The organism is Nocardia sp. NPDC051832 (genome assembly GCF_040681285.1).
Lineage (GTDB): Bacteria > Actinomycetota > Actinomycetes > Mycobacteriales > Mycobacteriaceae > Nocardia.
Genome location: NZ_JBFAYL010000003.1, coordinates 724,200 through 738,918, shown reverse-complemented (window position 1 = coordinate 738,918; position 14,719 = coordinate 724,200). Strand labels below are relative to the sequence as shown.

Annotated in this window: 13 protein-coding genes; 10 read left to right on the top strand and 3 right to left on the bottom strand. The window is 68.9% G+C overall.

Going from position 1 to position 14,719, the window contains the following annotated elements; translation table 11 throughout:
* Positions 1-141 precede the first annotated feature (141 nt).
* Together AB0M14_RS21160 and AB0M14_RS21155 are read left to right on the top strand one after the other, a co-directional pair.
* The gene (locus tag AB0M14_RS21160) at positions 142-1,521 is read left to right on the top strand and encodes an MFS transporter (RefSeq protein ID WP_364997444.1); all 1,380 of its coding nucleotides are present in this window, start codon (positions 142-144) and stop codon (positions 1,519-1,521) included.
* A complete protein-coding gene (locus AB0M14_RS21155) occupies positions 1,518-2,264 on the top strand; it encodes a 3-hydroxybutyrate dehydrogenase (protein WP_364997442.1) in 747 nt (248 codons plus the stop codon). Before AB0M14_RS21160 ends, AB0M14_RS21155 begins: the two co-directional genes overlap by 4 nt.
* Positions 2,265-2,295: 31 nt before the next feature.
* Here AB0M14_RS21155 and AB0M14_RS21150 read toward each other — a convergent pair whose 3' ends face one another.
* Positions 2,296-2,889, bottom strand: a complete 594-nt coding sequence (locus AB0M14_RS21150; RefSeq protein WP_364997440.1) for a TetR/AcrR family transcriptional regulator — start codon at positions 2,887-2,889, stop codon at positions 2,296-2,298.
* Positions 2,890-2,983: 94 nt separating this feature from the next.
* Here AB0M14_RS21150 and AB0M14_RS21145 point away from each other — a divergent pair, with 94 nt between their 5' ends.
* The 6 genes from AB0M14_RS21145 to AB0M14_RS21120 are packed head-to-tail and all read left to right on the top strand — an operon-like array spanning position 2,984 to position 10,983.
* Positions 2,984-4,567, top strand: coding sequence for a carboxyl transferase domain-containing protein (locus AB0M14_RS21145; protein ID WP_364997438.1), 1,584 nt, complete (start codon positions 2,984-2,986; stop codon positions 4,565-4,567).
* A 5-nt stretch (positions 4,568-4,572) separates the two neighbouring features.
* Positions 4,573-6,591: an acetyl/propionyl/methylcrotonyl-CoA carboxylase subunit alpha gene (locus AB0M14_RS21140; RefSeq protein WP_364997436.1), complete on the top strand. Its 2,019-nt coding sequence runs from the start codon at positions 4,573-4,575 to the stop codon at positions 6,589-6,591.
* A complete protein-coding gene (locus AB0M14_RS21135; protein WP_364997434.1) occupies positions 6,588-7,748 on the top strand; it encodes an acyl-CoA dehydrogenase family protein in 1,161 nt (386 codons plus the stop codon). The genes AB0M14_RS21140 and AB0M14_RS21135 overlap by 4 nt, the downstream gene beginning before the upstream one ends.
* On the top strand, positions 7,745-8,215 hold the full coding sequence (locus tag AB0M14_RS21130) for a MaoC family dehydratase (RefSeq protein ID WP_364997432.1): 471 nt from the start codon (positions 7,745-7,747) through the stop codon (positions 8,213-8,215). The genes AB0M14_RS21135 and AB0M14_RS21130 overlap by 4 nt, the downstream gene beginning before the upstream one ends.
* Positions 8,212-9,024: a CoA ester lyase gene (locus AB0M14_RS21125; protein WP_364997430.1), complete on the top strand. Its 813-nt coding sequence runs from the start codon at positions 8,212-8,214 to the stop codon at positions 9,022-9,024. Before AB0M14_RS21130 ends, AB0M14_RS21125 begins: the two co-directional genes overlap by 4 nt.
* 21 nt (positions 9,025-9,045) lie before the next feature.
* Positions 9,046-10,983, top strand: a complete 1,938-nt coding sequence (locus AB0M14_RS21120; RefSeq protein WP_364997428.1) for an acetoacetate--CoA ligase — start codon at positions 9,046-9,048, stop codon at positions 10,981-10,983.
* Positions 10,984-10,998: 15 nt separating this feature from the next.
* Here the strand turns inward: AB0M14_RS21120 and AB0M14_RS21115 are convergent, their stop codons facing one another.
* The gene (locus AB0M14_RS21115; RefSeq protein WP_364997426.1) at positions 10,999-11,373 is read right to left on the bottom strand and encodes a hypothetical protein; all 375 of its coding nucleotides are present in this window, start codon (positions 11,371-11,373) and stop codon (positions 10,999-11,001) included.
* Positions 11,374-11,485: 112 nt separating this feature from the next.
* Here AB0M14_RS21115 and AB0M14_RS21110 point away from each other — a divergent pair, with 112 nt between their 5' ends.
* Both AB0M14_RS21110 and AB0M14_RS21105 read left to right on the top strand, forming a co-directional pair.
* Positions 11,486-12,727 carry a TetR family transcriptional regulator gene (locus AB0M14_RS21110; RefSeq protein WP_364997424.1) on the top strand — a complete coding sequence of 414 codons (1,242 nt, stop codon included), beginning with the start codon at positions 11,486-11,488 and terminating at the stop codon, positions 12,725-12,727.
* Positions 12,728-12,855: 128 nt separating this feature from the next.
* A complete protein-coding gene (locus AB0M14_RS21105; protein WP_364997422.1) occupies positions 12,856-14,088 on the top strand; it encodes a helix-turn-helix domain-containing protein in 1,233 nt (410 codons plus the stop codon).
* Here the strand turns inward: AB0M14_RS21105 and AB0M14_RS21100 are convergent, their stop codons facing one another.
* On the bottom strand, positions 14,089-14,715 hold the full coding sequence (locus AB0M14_RS21100) for a hypothetical protein (protein ID WP_364997420.1): 627 nt from the start codon (positions 14,713-14,715) through the stop codon (positions 14,089-14,091).
* Between the last annotated feature and the right edge of the window lie 4 nt (positions 14,716-14,719).

The window sequence follows — 14,719 nt, the reverse complement described above, 5'->3', positions numbered from 1 at the left end:
TGCATCATTGCAGATGCCCCGTGCGTATTTGGCCATTGCGGCCGGTCCATATCTGCACGAATACTCATCCCCAGCTAGAAATTGTGGGGCCCATCACAACGGGAACACCGAGGATATGGGCCGATCGTTAGGAGATCTTCGATGAGCGTGCGCAATCCCGTGCGACCGACCGGCAGCGATCCGGGTGACAACCCCTCCGGACTCAGACGGGTGGTCGCCGCCTCCATGGCGGGCACGGTCGTCGAGTGGTACGAGTTCTTCCTCTACGGCACCGCGGCGACGCTGGTGTTCAGCAAGGTCTTCTTCGCCCAGGGCACCAGCGAGCTGGACGCGATCCTGGCCGCGTTCGTCACCTACGCGGTGGGCTTCGCGGCCCGTCCGCTGGGCGGCATCGTGTTCGGCCACTTCGGCGACAAGTACGGCCGCAAGAAACTGTTGCAGTTCAGCCTGGTGCTGGTCGGCGCGGCGACGTTCCTGATGGGCTGTCTGCCCACGTTCGCCCAGATCGGTTACTGGGCGCCGGCCTTGCTGGTCACGCTGCGCTTCATTCAGGGCTTCGCGGTGGGCGGTGAGTGGGGCGGCGCGGTATTGCTGGTCGCCGAGCACAGTCCGAACGCCAAGCGCGGTTTCTGGGCGAGCTGGCCGCAAGCCGGTGTGCCCGTGGGCAATCTGCTCGCCACCCTCGCGCTGCTGGCGCTGACCTCGACGCTCTCCGATGCCGCGTTCCTGAGTTGGGGCTGGCGCGTGGCCTTCTGGCTGTCGGCGGTGGTCGTGCTGGTCGGCTACTACATCCGCACCAAGGTCACCGACGCCCCGATCTTCGTCGCGGCGCAGCAGGAGATGGAGCAGATCAAGGCCACCTCGTTCAGCGTGGTCGAGGTCATGCAGCGTTATCCGCGTGGCGTTTTCACCGCGATGGGCCTGCGCTTCGGCGAGAACATCCTCTACTACTTGGTGGTCACCTTCACCATCACCTATCTGAAGGTGCACGTCGGCACCGACACCAAGGTCATCCTGTGGTGGTTGCTCGCCGCGCACGCCGTGCATTTCTTCGCGATCCCCGTAGCGGGACATCTCAGCGACCGGTTCGGCCGCCGTCCGGTCTACCTGGCCGGCGCGATCACCGCGGGCACCTGGGGCTTCTTCGCCTTCCCGATGATGGACAGCGGCCACAACGTGGTCATCATGTCCGCGATCATCATCGGCCTGGTATTCCACGCCCTGATGTACGCCGCCCAGCCCGCCATCATGGCCGAGATGTTCCCGACCCGGATGCGGTATTCCGGTGTGTCCCTGGGCTATCAGGTGACCTCGATCGTAGCGGGTTCGCTGGCGCCGATCATCGCGGTACGGCTGCTGAACACCTTCGACTCCGCGGTGCCGATCGCCTGGTACCTGGCCGGGGCCGCCGCGGTCACCGCGGTCGCCGTGCTGTTCGCCAAGGAGACCAAGGGTTTGGACCTCGCCAGCGTCGACGAAGCGGATCGCGCCCTGATCGCCGAGCCCGCGGTGGCCAAATGAGTGACCTCATCGGCAAATCCGCGCTGGTGACCGGCGGGGCGAGCGGGATCGGCGCGGCCTGCGCCCGGCTGCTCGCCGCGCGCGGCGCCACCGTCACCATCGCCGACATCGACGAGACCGGCGCCAAGGAGCTCGCCCACGACCTGGGTGGAAAGGCATGGGCGGTCGACCTGCTCGAGGTCGGCGCGCTGGAAGACCTCCGGCTCGACATCGACATCCTGGTGAACAACGCCGGGGTGCAGCGCATCTCCCCGATCGAGGACTTCCCGCCCGAACAGTTCCGCCACCTGCTCACCCTCATGGTGGAGGCACCGTTCCTGCTGGTCCGTGCGGCACTACCGCACATGTACCGCACCGGATTCGGCCGGATCGTCAATATCTCGTCGGTGCACGGCCTGCGCGCCTCCGCCTACAAGGCGGCCTACGTGACGGCCAAGCACGCGCTCGAAGGGCTTTCGAAGGTAACCGCGCTGGAAGGCGGACCGCACGGGGTGACCAGCAACTGCGTCAACCCCGGGTATGTGCGAACGCCGCTGGTGGACAAGCAGATCGCCGATCAGGCCCGCACCCACGGCATCCCGGAGCAAGCGGTGATCGAGAAGATCATGCTCACCGAGAGCGCGGTCAAACGCCTGGTAGAACCGGAAGAGGTGGCGTCCCTGGTCGGCTGGCTGGCCTCGGGCGAAGCGGGCATGGTCACCGGAGCCTCCTACACGATGGACGGAGGCTGGAGCGCGCGATGACCGGGCAGCGGCCGCATGAGGGGCGGCCGCTTCACCCGAGCGCCGCCAGCACCATCTGCCGCAGGATCGGCCGGGCGCGGGCGGCGGTGGCCCGGGTCGCGCTGTGCGGCGTCGAGTTCATCAGGCCGAAGACGGCGTGCGCCCGCACCCGCGCCGCCTCCTCCGCGAGCTCCGGATGCAGTTCGCGCAGCACGCCGACCCAGACCTCGACGTACTGGCGCTGGGTCCGGCGCAGTTCCCGCCGCGGTGCGACCGGGACGTTCTCGAGGTCGCGGTCCTGGATCCGGATGAGTTCGGGGTCGCCGAGCGCGAAGTCCAGATGGAAGTCGACCAGTGCGCCGAGGGCCTCCCGGGCCGAAGCGGCGGCGGCGACCACGGCCTTACCGCCGTCGAACAGCCGCTGGCTGACTCCCACCAGGAGCTCGACCAGCAGCGCTTCCTTGTTGGGGAAATGCCGGTACACCGCGGGACCACTGATCCCGACGGCCGCGCCTAGGTCGTCCAGGCGCATGCCGAGGAACCCGCGCTCGGCGATCAACCGGGCACCGGCTTCCAGCAGCTGACCGCGCCGCTGCGCTTTCAACTGCTCGCGGCGCGTGGGCGCAACAGAATCCGCGCTGGTCACTCGTACTCCTCTCGACCATCCTGGACAACTCGGTTAATCAAGATTAACCTGAATTCCAGTTATCGGCGACTAACTGACCGACAGGACTTCCGTGATGGTGGTTACTCAACAGACGGGGAACCGCAGCGCTCTCGAGGCGCTGACCGGTGACCTGCGCGAGCGGCTGGCCACGGCCGCGCTCGGCGGCCCGGCCAAGGCCCGCGAGCGGCATCTCGCGCGCGGCAAGCTGCTCCCCCGGCAGCGGGTGGATCAACTGCTGGACCCGGGCAGCCCGTTCCTGGAGCTGTCCCCGCTGGCGGCCACCGGCATGTACGACGACGAATGCCCGGGTGCGGGCATCATCACCGGCATCGGGCGGGTCTCCGGGCGCGAGTGCGTGATCGTCGCGAACGACGCGACCGTCAAGGGCGGCACCTACTACCCGATGACGGTGAAGAAGCATCTGCGCGCCCAGGAAGTGGCGTTGCAGAACCAGCTCCCGTGCCTCTACCTGGTCGACTCCGGCGGCGCGTTCCTGCCCCGCCAGGACGAGGTCTTCCCGGACCGCGAGCACTTCGGCCGCATCTTCTACAACCAGGCGACCATGAGCGCCCAGGGCATTCCGCAGATCGCGGCGGTGCTCGGCTCCTGCACCGCCGGCGGCGCCTACGTGCCCGCGATGAGCGACGAGGCGGTGATCGTGCGCAATCAGGGCACGATCTTCCTCGGCGGACCGCCGCTGGTGAAGGCCGCGACCGGCGAGGTGGTCACGGCCGAGGAGCTCGGCGGCGGCGAATTGCATTCCCGCACTTCGGGAGTCACCGACCACCTGGCCGAGGACGATCAGGACGCGCTGCGCATCGTGCGGCGGATCGTGGCCACCCTGGGCCCGCGCCCGGCCGCCCCCTGGGATGTGCTGCCCGCCACCGCGCCGGCCGCGCCGGAATCCGAGCTCTACGACGTCGTGCCGACCGATCTCCGCACGCCCTACGACGTGCGCGAGGTGATCGCCCGGATCACCGACGGCGCCACCGGGTTCCACGAGTTCAAGGCCGAGTACGGCAAGACCTTGGTCACCGGCTTCGCCCGGATCCACGGCCACCCGGTCGGCATCGTCGCCAACAACGGCGTGCTGTTCGGTGAATCCGCGCAGAAGGGCGCGCATTTCATCGAACTGTGCGACAAGCGCAAGATCCCGCTGCTGTTCCTGCAGAACATCACCGGCTTCATGGTGGGCCGCGACTACGAGGCCGGCGGCATCGCCAAGCACGGCGCGAAAATGGTGACCGCCGTGGCGTGCGCCCGGGTGCCGAAGCTGACCGTGGTGATCGGCGGCTCCTACGGCGCGGGCAACTACTCCATGTGCGGGCGCGCGTATTCGCCGCGCTTCCTGTGGATGTGGCCGAACGCGCGGATCTCGGTGATGGGCGGCGAGCAGGCGGCCTCGGTGCTGTCGACCGTGCGCGGCGATCAGCTGGACGCGAACGGGCAGCCGTGGTCGGCCGCGGACGAGGAGGCGTTCAAGGCGCCGATCCGCGATCAGTACGAGCACCAGGGCAATCCGTACTACTCCACCGCCCGGCTCTGGGACGACGGCGTCATCGATCCCGCCGATACCAGAACCGTACTCGGACTTGCCCTTTCGGTCTGCGCGCAAGCGCCGCTCGAACCCGTTTCCTACGGCGTCTTCCGGATGTGAGCGACATGCTGAACACTTCTCACCCTGTCGGCTTCGACACTGTGCTGGTCGCCAACCGCGGCGAGATCGCGGTGCGCGTCATCCGGACGTTGCGCGCCATGGGAATTCGGTCCGTCGCGGTATACAGCGACGCCGACGCCGACGCCCGCCATGTGCACGAGGCCGACACCGCCGTGCGGCTGGGCCCGGCGCCCGCGCGCGACAGTTATCTGGCCATCGACAAAGTCGTCGCCGCCGCCGTGCGCACCGGCGCGCAGGCCGTGCACCCCGGCTACGGATTCCTTTCCGAGAACGCCGCTTTCGCCGCCGCGCTGGCCGAGGCCGGGGTGGTGTTCCTGGGCCCGCCCGCCCGGGCGATCGAGATCATGGGCGACAAGATCGCCGCCAAGAACACCGTCGCCGCCTTCGATGTGCCGGTGGTGCCCGGTATCGCCCGGCCCGGCCTGACCGACGACGAGCTGATCGCGGCGGCGACCGAGGTCGGGTACCCGGTGCTGGTCAAGCCGTCCGCGGGCGGCGGCGGCAAGGGCATGCGCATGGTCGAGGATCCGGCGCAACTGCCCGCCGCGCTGGTCAGCGCACGCCGCGAGGCGGGCGCCGCCTTCGGGGACGACACGCTGTTCCTGGAGCGGTTCGTCACCCGTCCGCGCCACATCGAGGTGCAGGTGCTGGCCGATCAGTTCGGCAATGTCGTGCACCTGGGCGAACGCGAATGCAGCTTGCAGCGCCGGCACCAGAAGGTGATCGAGGAAGCGCCCTCACCGCTGCTGGACGCCGCGACCCGCGCCAGAATCGGTGCGGCGGCCTGCAATACGGCGCGCAGCGTGAACTACGTCGGCGCGGGCACCGTCGAATTCATCGTGTCCGCCGACCGGCCGGACGAGTTCTTCTTCATGGAGATGAACACCCGGCTGCAGGTGGAGCATCCGGTCACCGAGCTGGTCACCGGCGTGGACCTGGTGGAATGCCAGGTGCGCGTGGCGGCCGGCCAGAAGCTCGCGGTGGAGCAGGACGACATCCGCATGGTCGGGCACGCCATCGAGGCCCGGGTGTACGCCGAGGACCCCGGCCGCGGCTTCCTGCCCACCGGCGGCACGGTGCTCGGCCTGTCGGAGCCGGAAGGCGCCGGGGTCCGGGTGGATTCGGGCCTGCGGGCCGGAACCGTGGTCGGCAGCGACTACGACCCGATGCTGTCGAAGGTCATCGCGCACGCCGCCGACCGCACCGCCGCGATCGCGAAACTCGATCGGGCCCTGGGCGATACGGTGCTGCTCGGCGTCACCACCAATATCGAGTTCCTGCGCTTCCTGCTGGCCGATCCGGAGGTGGCGGCCGGTCGGCTCGACACCGCGCTGCTGGATCGCCGGCTCGGCGATTTTCAGCCGGCCGAGGTCGGCGACGATATGTTCGTCGCCGCGGCCGCCTACCACTGGCTGCGCGACTGGCCCGCCGGTCCGGCGGATCCGTGGGAACTGCCCACCGGCTGGCGCATCGGCTCCCCCGCACCCACCACCATCCGGCTGACCGGCGGTGAGCGCACCGAGCACGTGTACCTCTGCGGCACGCCCGCGGCGGCATCGGTCCACCTGAACAGCGGCGAACCGTGCTCGCTCACAGTCGCTTACGTCGACGGCGGCGTCGCCGTCACGCTGGACGGCCTGCGCCAGGACTACCGCGTCGCCGAACACGAGGCGCAGCTGTGGGTTTCGGGCCCGACCGGAGTCGCGATGCTGCGCGCCGTGCCCGAGGAGCGCGTCCGCAAGGACGCCGAACAGGTCGGTGACGCCGAAATCCGCAGCCCCATGCCGGGTTCGGTGATCGCGGTGCTCGTCGAAGCGGGCGCCACCGTGGCGGCGGGCACCCCGATCGTGGTGGTCGAGGCCATGAAGATGGAGCACACGCTCACCGCGCCGACCGCGGGCACCGTCGACATTCTCGCGGCAGCGGGCACCCAGGTCCGCCTGGACCAGCCGCTGGCCCGTATCGCATCGAATACCTCCGCACCCGAAGGACTTCCCGCATGACCGACTTCCTATCCACCGGCACCCTGCCCGAGGACTACCGTGACCTGGCCCTGACCGTCCGCGACTTCGCCAATTCGGTGGTGGCCCCAGTCGCGGCCGAGCACGACGCCAACCACACCTTCCCGTACGAAGTCGTCAAGGGTATGGCCGACATGGGCCTGTTCGGCCTGCCGTTCCCGGAGGAGTACGGCGGCATGGGCGGCGACTACTTCGCGCTCTGCCTGGCGCTCGAGGAACTCGGCAAGGTCGACCAGAGCGTCGCGATCACCCTGGAGGCCGGTGTCTCCCTCGGCGCGATGCCGATCTTCCGCTTCGGCAACGACAAGCAGAAGCAGGAGTGGTTGCCGCAGTTGACTTCCGGGCGCGTGCTGGCCGCGTTCGGTCTCACCGAACCGGGTGCGGGCAGCGACGCGGGCGGTACTCGCACCACCGCCACCCTCGACAGCGGTGACTGGATCATCAACGGCAGCAAGCAGTTCATCACCAACTCCGGTACCGACATCACCCGGCTGGTGACGGTGACCGCGGTGACCGGTCTGCGCGAGGGCAAGAAGGAGATCTCCACCATCCTGGTGCCCACCGACACCCCCGGCTTCGTGGCCGAACCGGCCTACAACAAGGTCGGCTGGAACGCCTCCGACACCCACCCGCTCAGCTTCACCGACGTCCGCGTGCCCGAGGAGAACCTGCTCGGCGAGCGCGGCCGCGGCTACGCCAACTTCCTGCGCATCCTCGACGAGGGCCGGATCGCCATCGCCGCGCTGTCGGTCGGCGCGGCGCAGGGCTGCGTCGACGAGAGCGTGCGCTACGCCAAGGAGCGCGAGGCGTTCGGCCGGACCATCGGCCGCAACCAGGCCATCGCCTTCAAGATCGCCCGGATGGAGGCCCGCGCGCACGCGGCCCGCACCGCCTACTACGACGCGGCCGCGCTGATGCTGGCCGGCAAGCCGTTCAAGAAGCAAGCCGCCATCGCCAAGCTGGTGGGCAGCGAGGCCGCGATGGACAATGCCCGCGACGCCACCCAGATTTTCGGCGGCTACGGCTTCATGAACGAATACGCTGTGGCCAGGCACTATCGCGACAGCAAGATCCTGGAAATCGGCGAGGGTACGACGGAGGTTCAGCTGATGCTGATCGGTCGGGAGTTGGGGCTGTGAAAACCGTGGAACAGCGCGGCCTCTGGTTCGAGGAGTTCGAGACCGACACGGTCTACGCGCACCGGCCCGGACGCACCATCACCGAGGCCGACAATGTCCTGTTCACCACGCTGACCATGAACACCCAGGCGCTGCACCTGGACGCGGCCTTCGCCGACCACCAGCCGCCGTTCAACCAGCGGCTGGTGAACTCGATGTTCACCATGTCCACCCTGATCGGGTTGTCGGTCGCGCAGCTGACCCAGGGCACCCTGGTGGCCAATCTCGGGTTCTCCGAGGTCAGCTTCCCGAAACCGCTGTTCCACGGTGACACCATGTACGCCGAGACCGTGGTCACCGAGAAGCGGGAGTCGAAATCCCGTCCGGGCGAGGGGATCGTGACGCTGGTGCACACCGCGCGCAATCAGCACGGCGACATCGTGGCCACCGCCACCCGCAGCACTTTGGTCCGGAAGCGGCCGGCATGAGGTGGGAGATGGCGGGCGCCGCCTGGCTGTTCTGCCCGGCCGATCGGCCGGAACGGTTCGAAAAGGCCGCGGCGGCAGCCGATGTGGTGATCCTCGATCTCGAGGACGGCGTCGCCGCCGCCGACAAGGCGGCCGCGCGCAAAGCTCTCGTCGACACCCCGCTGGACCCGGAGACCACGGTGGTGCGGGTCAACGCGTACGGCACCGAGGAGCATGCCCTCGACCTGCATGCGCTGGCGCAGACCGGGTATCGGCGGGTCATGCTGCCGAAATGCGAATCGGGTGAACAGGTCCGAGCGCTCGCGCACTGCGAGGTGATCGTGCTGATCGAGTCGCCGCTGGGCGCGCTCACGGTCGCCGAGGCCGTGCACGTGGACAACGCCATCGGAGTGATGTGGGGCGCCGAGGATCTGGTCGCCGGGCTCGGCGGCACCTCCAGCCGGTACGCCGACGGGAGTTACCGGGAGGTGGCCCGGCAGGTGCGATCCACCGCGCTGCTCGCGGCCAAGGCCTACGGCAAGTTCGCGCTCGACTCGGTGTACCTGAACATCGGTGACCTGGACGGGCTGCGCGCCGAAGCGGAGGACGCGGTGGCGGTGGGCTTCGACGCCAAGGTCGCCATCCATCCCAGCCACATGCCGGTCATCCGGGCGGCGTACGCGCCCTCGGACACCGAGATCGATTGGGCCCGGCGGCTACTCGCCGAGGTGCCGAACCATCGCGGCGTCTTCGCCTTCGAGGGCCGGATGGTCGACGCACCGGTCCTGCGGCACGCCGAGCAGGTCCTGCGGCGCGCGCAAACCAGTTAGCCAGCACGAAAGGTAGTACTTATGAAACCCCAGTGGGTGCCCACCGAAGCCGATATCGCCGCCGCCCGGGTCACCGATTTCGCGCGGTTCGTCGAGGCTCGGACAGGTGTGGCAGCGCCGGACTATCGGGCGCTGTGGCAGTGGTCGGTCGACGACCTGCCCGGCTTCTGGCACGCACTGTGGGACTACTTCGAGCTCGGCGCGATCGACGGCGAAGTGCTGGCGAGCACCGAAATGCCGGGGGCACAGTGGTTTCCGGGCACCAAGCTGAACTACGCCGACCAGATCGTGCGGCAGTTCCGCACCGATCGGCCCGCGATCGTCGCACTCTCGGAGCAGGCCGAGCCGCGCGAGGTGTCCTGGGCCGAATTGATCGACAGCACCGCCGCTTTCGCCCGCGCCCTGCGCGAACTCGGCGTCCAGCCGGGCGATCGGGTCGCCGGTTATCTGCCGAACATCCCCGAGGCCGTGATCGCGTTCCTGGCGACCGCGAGCATCGGCGCGGTGTGGAGCGCGTGCGGGCAGGACTACTCCGCCAAGGCGGCCCTGGACCGGCTCGGCCAGCTGGAGCCGACCGTGCTGGTCACCGCCGACGGATACCGATTCGGCGGCAAGGCACACGACAAGCGCGCCGACATCGCCGCTCTGCAAAGCGGATTGACGTCCGTGCGGGCCACCATCGCGATCTCGCAGCTGGGCCTGGCGGTGCCCGAGACCATCTCCTGGGCCGAGGCGGTCGCCGACACCGGCAACAACGCCGCCGTCATCGAGACCGAGGTGCTGGACTTCGACCACCCGCTGTGGATCGTGTTCTCCTCCGGCACCACGGGTTTACCCAAGGGCATCGTGCACAGCCACGGCGGCGTGGTGCTCGAACACCTGAAAGCCGTTGCGCTGCAATCCGATATCGGACCCGACGACACCTTCTTCTGGTACACCAGCCCGAGCTGGATGATGTGGAACTTCCAGGTCGCCGGCCTGCTGACCGGGGCCACCATCGTCACCTACGACGGCAGCCCCACCCATGGCGGCCCGGACGCGCTGTGGCGCATGGCCGCCGAGGTGCGGGCCACCGTGCTCGGCACCAGCCCGGGCTACGTGCTGGGTTGCATCAAGGCGGGTGCGGTCCCGCGCACCGAGCACGACCTGAGCGCACTGCGCACCGTCGGCATCACCGGCTCCGCGCTGCCGCCGTCCTCGGCGCTGTGGCTGGGCGAGAATATCGGTGACCACGTGCAGGTTTCGTCGATCAGCGGCGGCACCGACGTGGTGTCGGCGTTCCTCGGCGGCGTGCGCACCGTCCCGGTCTGGCCGGGTGAACTCTCCGCGCCCTACCTCGGCACCGCGCTCGAGGCTTTCGATCCCGAAGGCAAGCCGGTGCGCGGCGAGGTCGGCGAGCTCGTCATCACCCAGCCGATGCCGTCGATGCCGATCCACTTCTGGCACGACCCGGACGGAAACCGCTACCACGACGCCTATTTCGACATGTTCCCCGGCGTCTGGCGGCACGGCGACTGGATCGAGATCACCGACCGCGGCAGCGTCGTCGTGCACGGCCGCTCCGACTCCACCCTGAACCGGCACGGCATCCGCATGGGCAGCGCCGACATCTACCAGGTCGTCGAGCGCCTCCCGGAAATCACCGAGGCCCTCGTCATCGGCGCCGAACAACCCGACGGCGGCTACTGGATGCCGCTGTTCGTCACCCTGACGCCCGGCACCGAGCTCACCGACGACCTGAAAACCCGGATCAACACCGCGATCCGCACCGAGGTCTCCCCGCGCCACGTCCCGGACGAGATCCTGCTCGCCCCCGGCATCCCGCACACCCGCACCGGCAAGAAGCTCGAGGTCCCGATCAAGAAGCTGTTCCAGGGCGCGGACCCGTCCCGCGTCGTAGAACGCAGCGCGGTCGACAACCCCGATCTGCTGGACTGGTACGCCGAACAGCATCCATAGCTCGCGAAGGGCGGATCAACCCGCCTGGCGCACGCCCTCTTCGCAGGCGTCCAGCCAAGCCTGCTTGCCGGAGGGGAATTGCCCGCCGCCCTCGAGGCCTTCGATATAGCCCTGTTCGCAGAAGTTGGCGGGGAGCTGGGCGCCGGCCTCGCGGACGGATTCGACGAGCCGGCGCGCCTCCCGGACGGTGCGCGCCCGGTTCCACTTGTCGCCGTCCGGGTCGATCATGATCAGGGCCGTCGGTTCGACGGTGCCGACCGGGACCGCGGTGGTCGGCGCCGGGGTGGGGACTTCGGATGCGGCGGGTGCGGCGGTCGCGATGTCGCCGCCGCACGCGGCGAGGCTCAACGCGGCGGCGGTCACCGCGGTGACGAAGAAGAGCTTCTGCACATCAGGTCCTTAACGAATGAGCGAGACGCAATGTTAGCAAGGCGAACCTTGTCGGCCGTGCTCGGCGACCTGGGCAAATCACCGGCCGGAGCAGGCCGATACCATGTGCGGCATGAGTGTCGACAATCGCCGTACGGCGCGTAAGGCGGTCAGCGGCGACCCGGCACCACGGGAGGTTCGGCGCCGGCCCAAGAATCGGCGCGCGCAGATCGCGGCGGCGTCGGCGGCCGCGTTCGGCTCACTGGGCTACCACGGTGTGAGCATGGAGGACATCGCCTCCGGTCTCGGCATCAGCTCGGCCGCGCTGTACCGGCACTACCCGAGCAAGTACGCGCTGTTCCGCGAGGAACTGCTGCGCGTCGGCAACGCGATGACCGAGTCCGTGCGCCTGCCCGAGGCGGCCCCCTCCCCCGCCCCCGCCCAGCGCCTGCGGCAGGTGATCGACGCGCTGATCGGCGCGACCATCGAGAACCGGGCCAGCGTCACCCTGGTGCGCTGGGAGGGCCGCTATCTGGAGCCGCAGGACCAGGAGATCCTGGCCGGCCTGCAGAGCGAGGTGCTCGACGCGCTCGGCGCGCAATTGGCCGCGCTGCGGCCCGAACTCGACGAGAACGACCGCCGGGCGCTGCGCGTCACCCTGCTGAGCACGATCACCAGCATCGCCGACCACCACGCCGCGCTGCCCGCGAAACCGCTTGCCCGCCTGCTGAGTTCGGCGTGCTGGAAGGTGGCCGAGGCCGAGCTGCCGCCCGCCGTGGCCGCCGAACCGATGGTGGCCGCCGAGATCCCGGATTCGTTCAAGCACGAGCTGCTGCTGCGCAAAGCGGTGGAACTGTTCCACGAGCGCGGCTACCCGAATGTCAGCGTCGAGGACATCGCCACCGCGGCGGGGCTTTCCGCCGCCTCCGCGGTGTACCGGTTCTACCGGGGCAAATCCGACCTGTTGTCCGCGGCGTTCCGGCGGGCCGCCGAGCGGGTCTCCGGCGCGATCGGTCCCGCGGTGGCCGCGGCGGACAGCCCCGAGGCGGCGCTGCGCGCCTTGATCACGCATTACGTCTCGGGTTCGTTCGCCGAGCGCGATCTCACCTTCGTGTATTACACGGAGTTCCAGCATGTTCCGCCGGAGGACCGGACGGCGCTCCGCAATATCCAGCGCCTCAGCGTCGAGGAGTGGGCGCGGCTGCTGCGCGAGGTACGGCCGGAGCTCTCCCCGGCCGAGGCGCGGTTCCTGATCCACGCGGCGTTCGCGCTCGTGATCGACCTGGGCCGGGCCTTCGACGCGGAGCCGTTCGCGGGCCAGGCCCGGGTCTGCGCGCTGATGGAACTGGTGCTGTTCGGGCGGCCCGGAAAGTAACCGCCCCCACATTGTCAATGTTAACGGCAATTCTTTGCAGACTATTTCGAAGATGCCGTGCTCCAGCCCCTCTTAGGGCTTTCTTGTAACGCGCTGTTCCGATCGATTGCGTGGGATAACATCGCGGGATGAGTGCCGAGAATCGCCGTGCCGCACGAGAAGGTGAGACGCCCCGGGTGCGCCGGCGGCCGCGGGATCGGCGAGCCCAGATCGCGGCGGCCTCCGCCGAGGCGTTCGGGGCGCTCGGCTACCACGGGGTGAGCATGGAGGACATCGCGTCCCGGCTCGACATCACCTCCACCGCGCTCTACCGGCACTACCCGAGTAAGTACGCACTGTTCCGGGAGGAGGCGCTGCGGCTCAGCGCGCTCAGCGCCGAAGCGGTCCGGCTGCCCGCGGAGCTGGCGAATTCGACTGCGGCACACAAACTTCAGCACATCGTGGACGCGCTGATCGCGAAGTCCATCACCAATCGCCGCAGCGCCGCCTTGCTGCGCTGGCAGAGCCGCTACCTGGAACCCGAGGACTATCAGATCCTGATCGAGCACCTGGTCCGCACCTACGCGGTGCTCGGCGAGCTGCTCGGCGAAACCCGGCCCGGCCTGAACGGCGCGGACCGTGCGGTGCTGGCGACCGCCGCGCTGAGCGTGATCGGCAGCATCTCCGATCACCACGTCTCGGTGCCCGCCCGCGCCTTGGCGAACCTGCTGCGCTCGGCCTGCGCGGCGGTCTTCGAGGCCGAGCTGCCCCCGATCGGCGACGAGCCGGAAGCCGTTGGCGCGGCCGAGGTTCCGCTCACGTTCAAACACGAGCTGCTGCTGAAGCGCGCGATCGAGTTGTTCCACGAGCGCGGCTACCCCAATGTCAGCGTCGAGGACATCGCCACCGCCGCCGGGCTGCCCGCCTCCTCGGCGGTGTACCGGTTCTATCGCGGCAAGGGCGACATCCTCGCCGCCGCGTTCCGCCGTGCGGCAGACCGGGTTTCGGCGGCGATCGGGCCCGCCATCGCCGAGTCCGACGGCCCGGAGCAGGCGCTCACCAGCCTGATCGAGCTGTATGTGGCGGGCTCGTTCGAGGAACGGGAACTGACCTTCGTCTACTACGCCGAGATCAGCAACGTCCCGGCCGACGACCGCACGGTGCTGCGAAACATCCAGCGGCTCAATGTCGAAGAGTGGGCCAAACTCCTGGCCGCCGTCCGCCCGGAACTGACCGCCGCCGCAGCCCGCGTCCTGGTGCACGCGGCCCTCGCGCTGGTGGTCGACCTGGGCCAGTGGCTCGGCCCCGACAACCCGATCTGTGACCGCTCCCGGGTCACCCATCTGATGCAGGCCATCCTCTTCGGGCGGCCCGCCGCCTGACTACTGCTGCTGCGCGGGGGCCAGCGGCGAGTTCACCTTGTTGACCAGCCACTTGCCGCCGGACTTCTCCAGGCGCATGACCATCGAGAGCTGGCCGGGTGCGGGCTTGCCCTGGGTGCCGAGGCTGGTGATGGTCTGCCCGATGACCACGATCGCCTCGGCCGAGTTCTCGTCGCCGGTCTTGATGGCGCACTGGACGTCGGTGGTCTTGGACACCACCTGCCCTTGGGAGAGCACCTCTTTCAGCTCTTTACTGGTGTCGCCGAACTGCTTCTTCCAGTCGCCGGTGGCGCCGTCCAGCACGGCCGCGAAGTAGGTGTCCAGATTCTTGGCGTCGTAGTCGGAGAGGATCGGCGCGTACTTGCAGGCGGCTGCCTGCGCTTCCTCGCGCGCCTGGGCCAGGTTGTCGGCCTGTCGATCCTCCAGGAAGAAGTAGACCGAGGACGCGACGGCCGCGCCGATCGCGACGCCCGCCGCGGCCCGCAGGGCGATCGTGCGAGCACCTGCCGAGATGCGTGGTTCCGCTGTCTTCTCCTGCACCGCCGAATCTTCAGGCGTCTCGGGTTCGACTTCCTTGTCCAGCGACACAGTCTCGTCTGCTGCCTTACCGGTGTCCTTGTCACTCATACGA

Coding starts and splice junctions, on each gene's coding strand:
- AB0M14_RS21110 (WP_364997424.1), top strand. CDS start 11,486: ATGAGTGTCGACAATCGCCGTACGGCGCGTAAGGCGGTCAGCGGCGAC.
- AB0M14_RS21135 (WP_364997434.1), top strand. CDS start 6,588: ATGACCGACTTCCTATCCACCGGCACCCTGCCCGAGGACTACCGTGAC.
- AB0M14_RS21125 (WP_364997430.1), top strand. CDS start 8,212: ATGAGGTGGGAGATGGCGGGCGCCGCCTGGCTGTTCTGCCCGGCCGAT.
- AB0M14_RS21140 (WP_364997436.1), top strand. CDS start 4,573: ATGCTGAACACTTCTCACCCTGTCGGCTTCGACACTGTGCTGGTCGCC.
- AB0M14_RS21100 (WP_364997420.1), bottom strand. CDS start 14,715: ATGAGTGACAAGGACACCGGTAAGGCAGCAGACGAGACTGTGTCGCTG.
- AB0M14_RS21120 (WP_364997428.1), top strand. CDS start 9,046: ATGAAACCCCAGTGGGTGCCCACCGAAGCCGATATCGCCGCCGCCCGG.
- AB0M14_RS21160 (WP_364997444.1), top strand. CDS start 142: ATGAGCGTGCGCAATCCCGTGCGACCGACCGGCAGCGATCCGGGTGAC.
- AB0M14_RS21155 (WP_364997442.1), top strand. CDS start 1,518: ATGAGTGACCTCATCGGCAAATCCGCGCTGGTGACCGGCGGGGCGAGC.
- AB0M14_RS21105 (WP_364997422.1), top strand. CDS start 12,856: ATGAGTGCCGAGAATCGCCGTGCCGCACGAGAAGGTGAGACGCCCCGG.
- AB0M14_RS21145 (WP_364997438.1), top strand. CDS start 2,984: ATGGTGGTTACTCAACAGACGGGGAACCGCAGCGCTCTCGAGGCGCTG.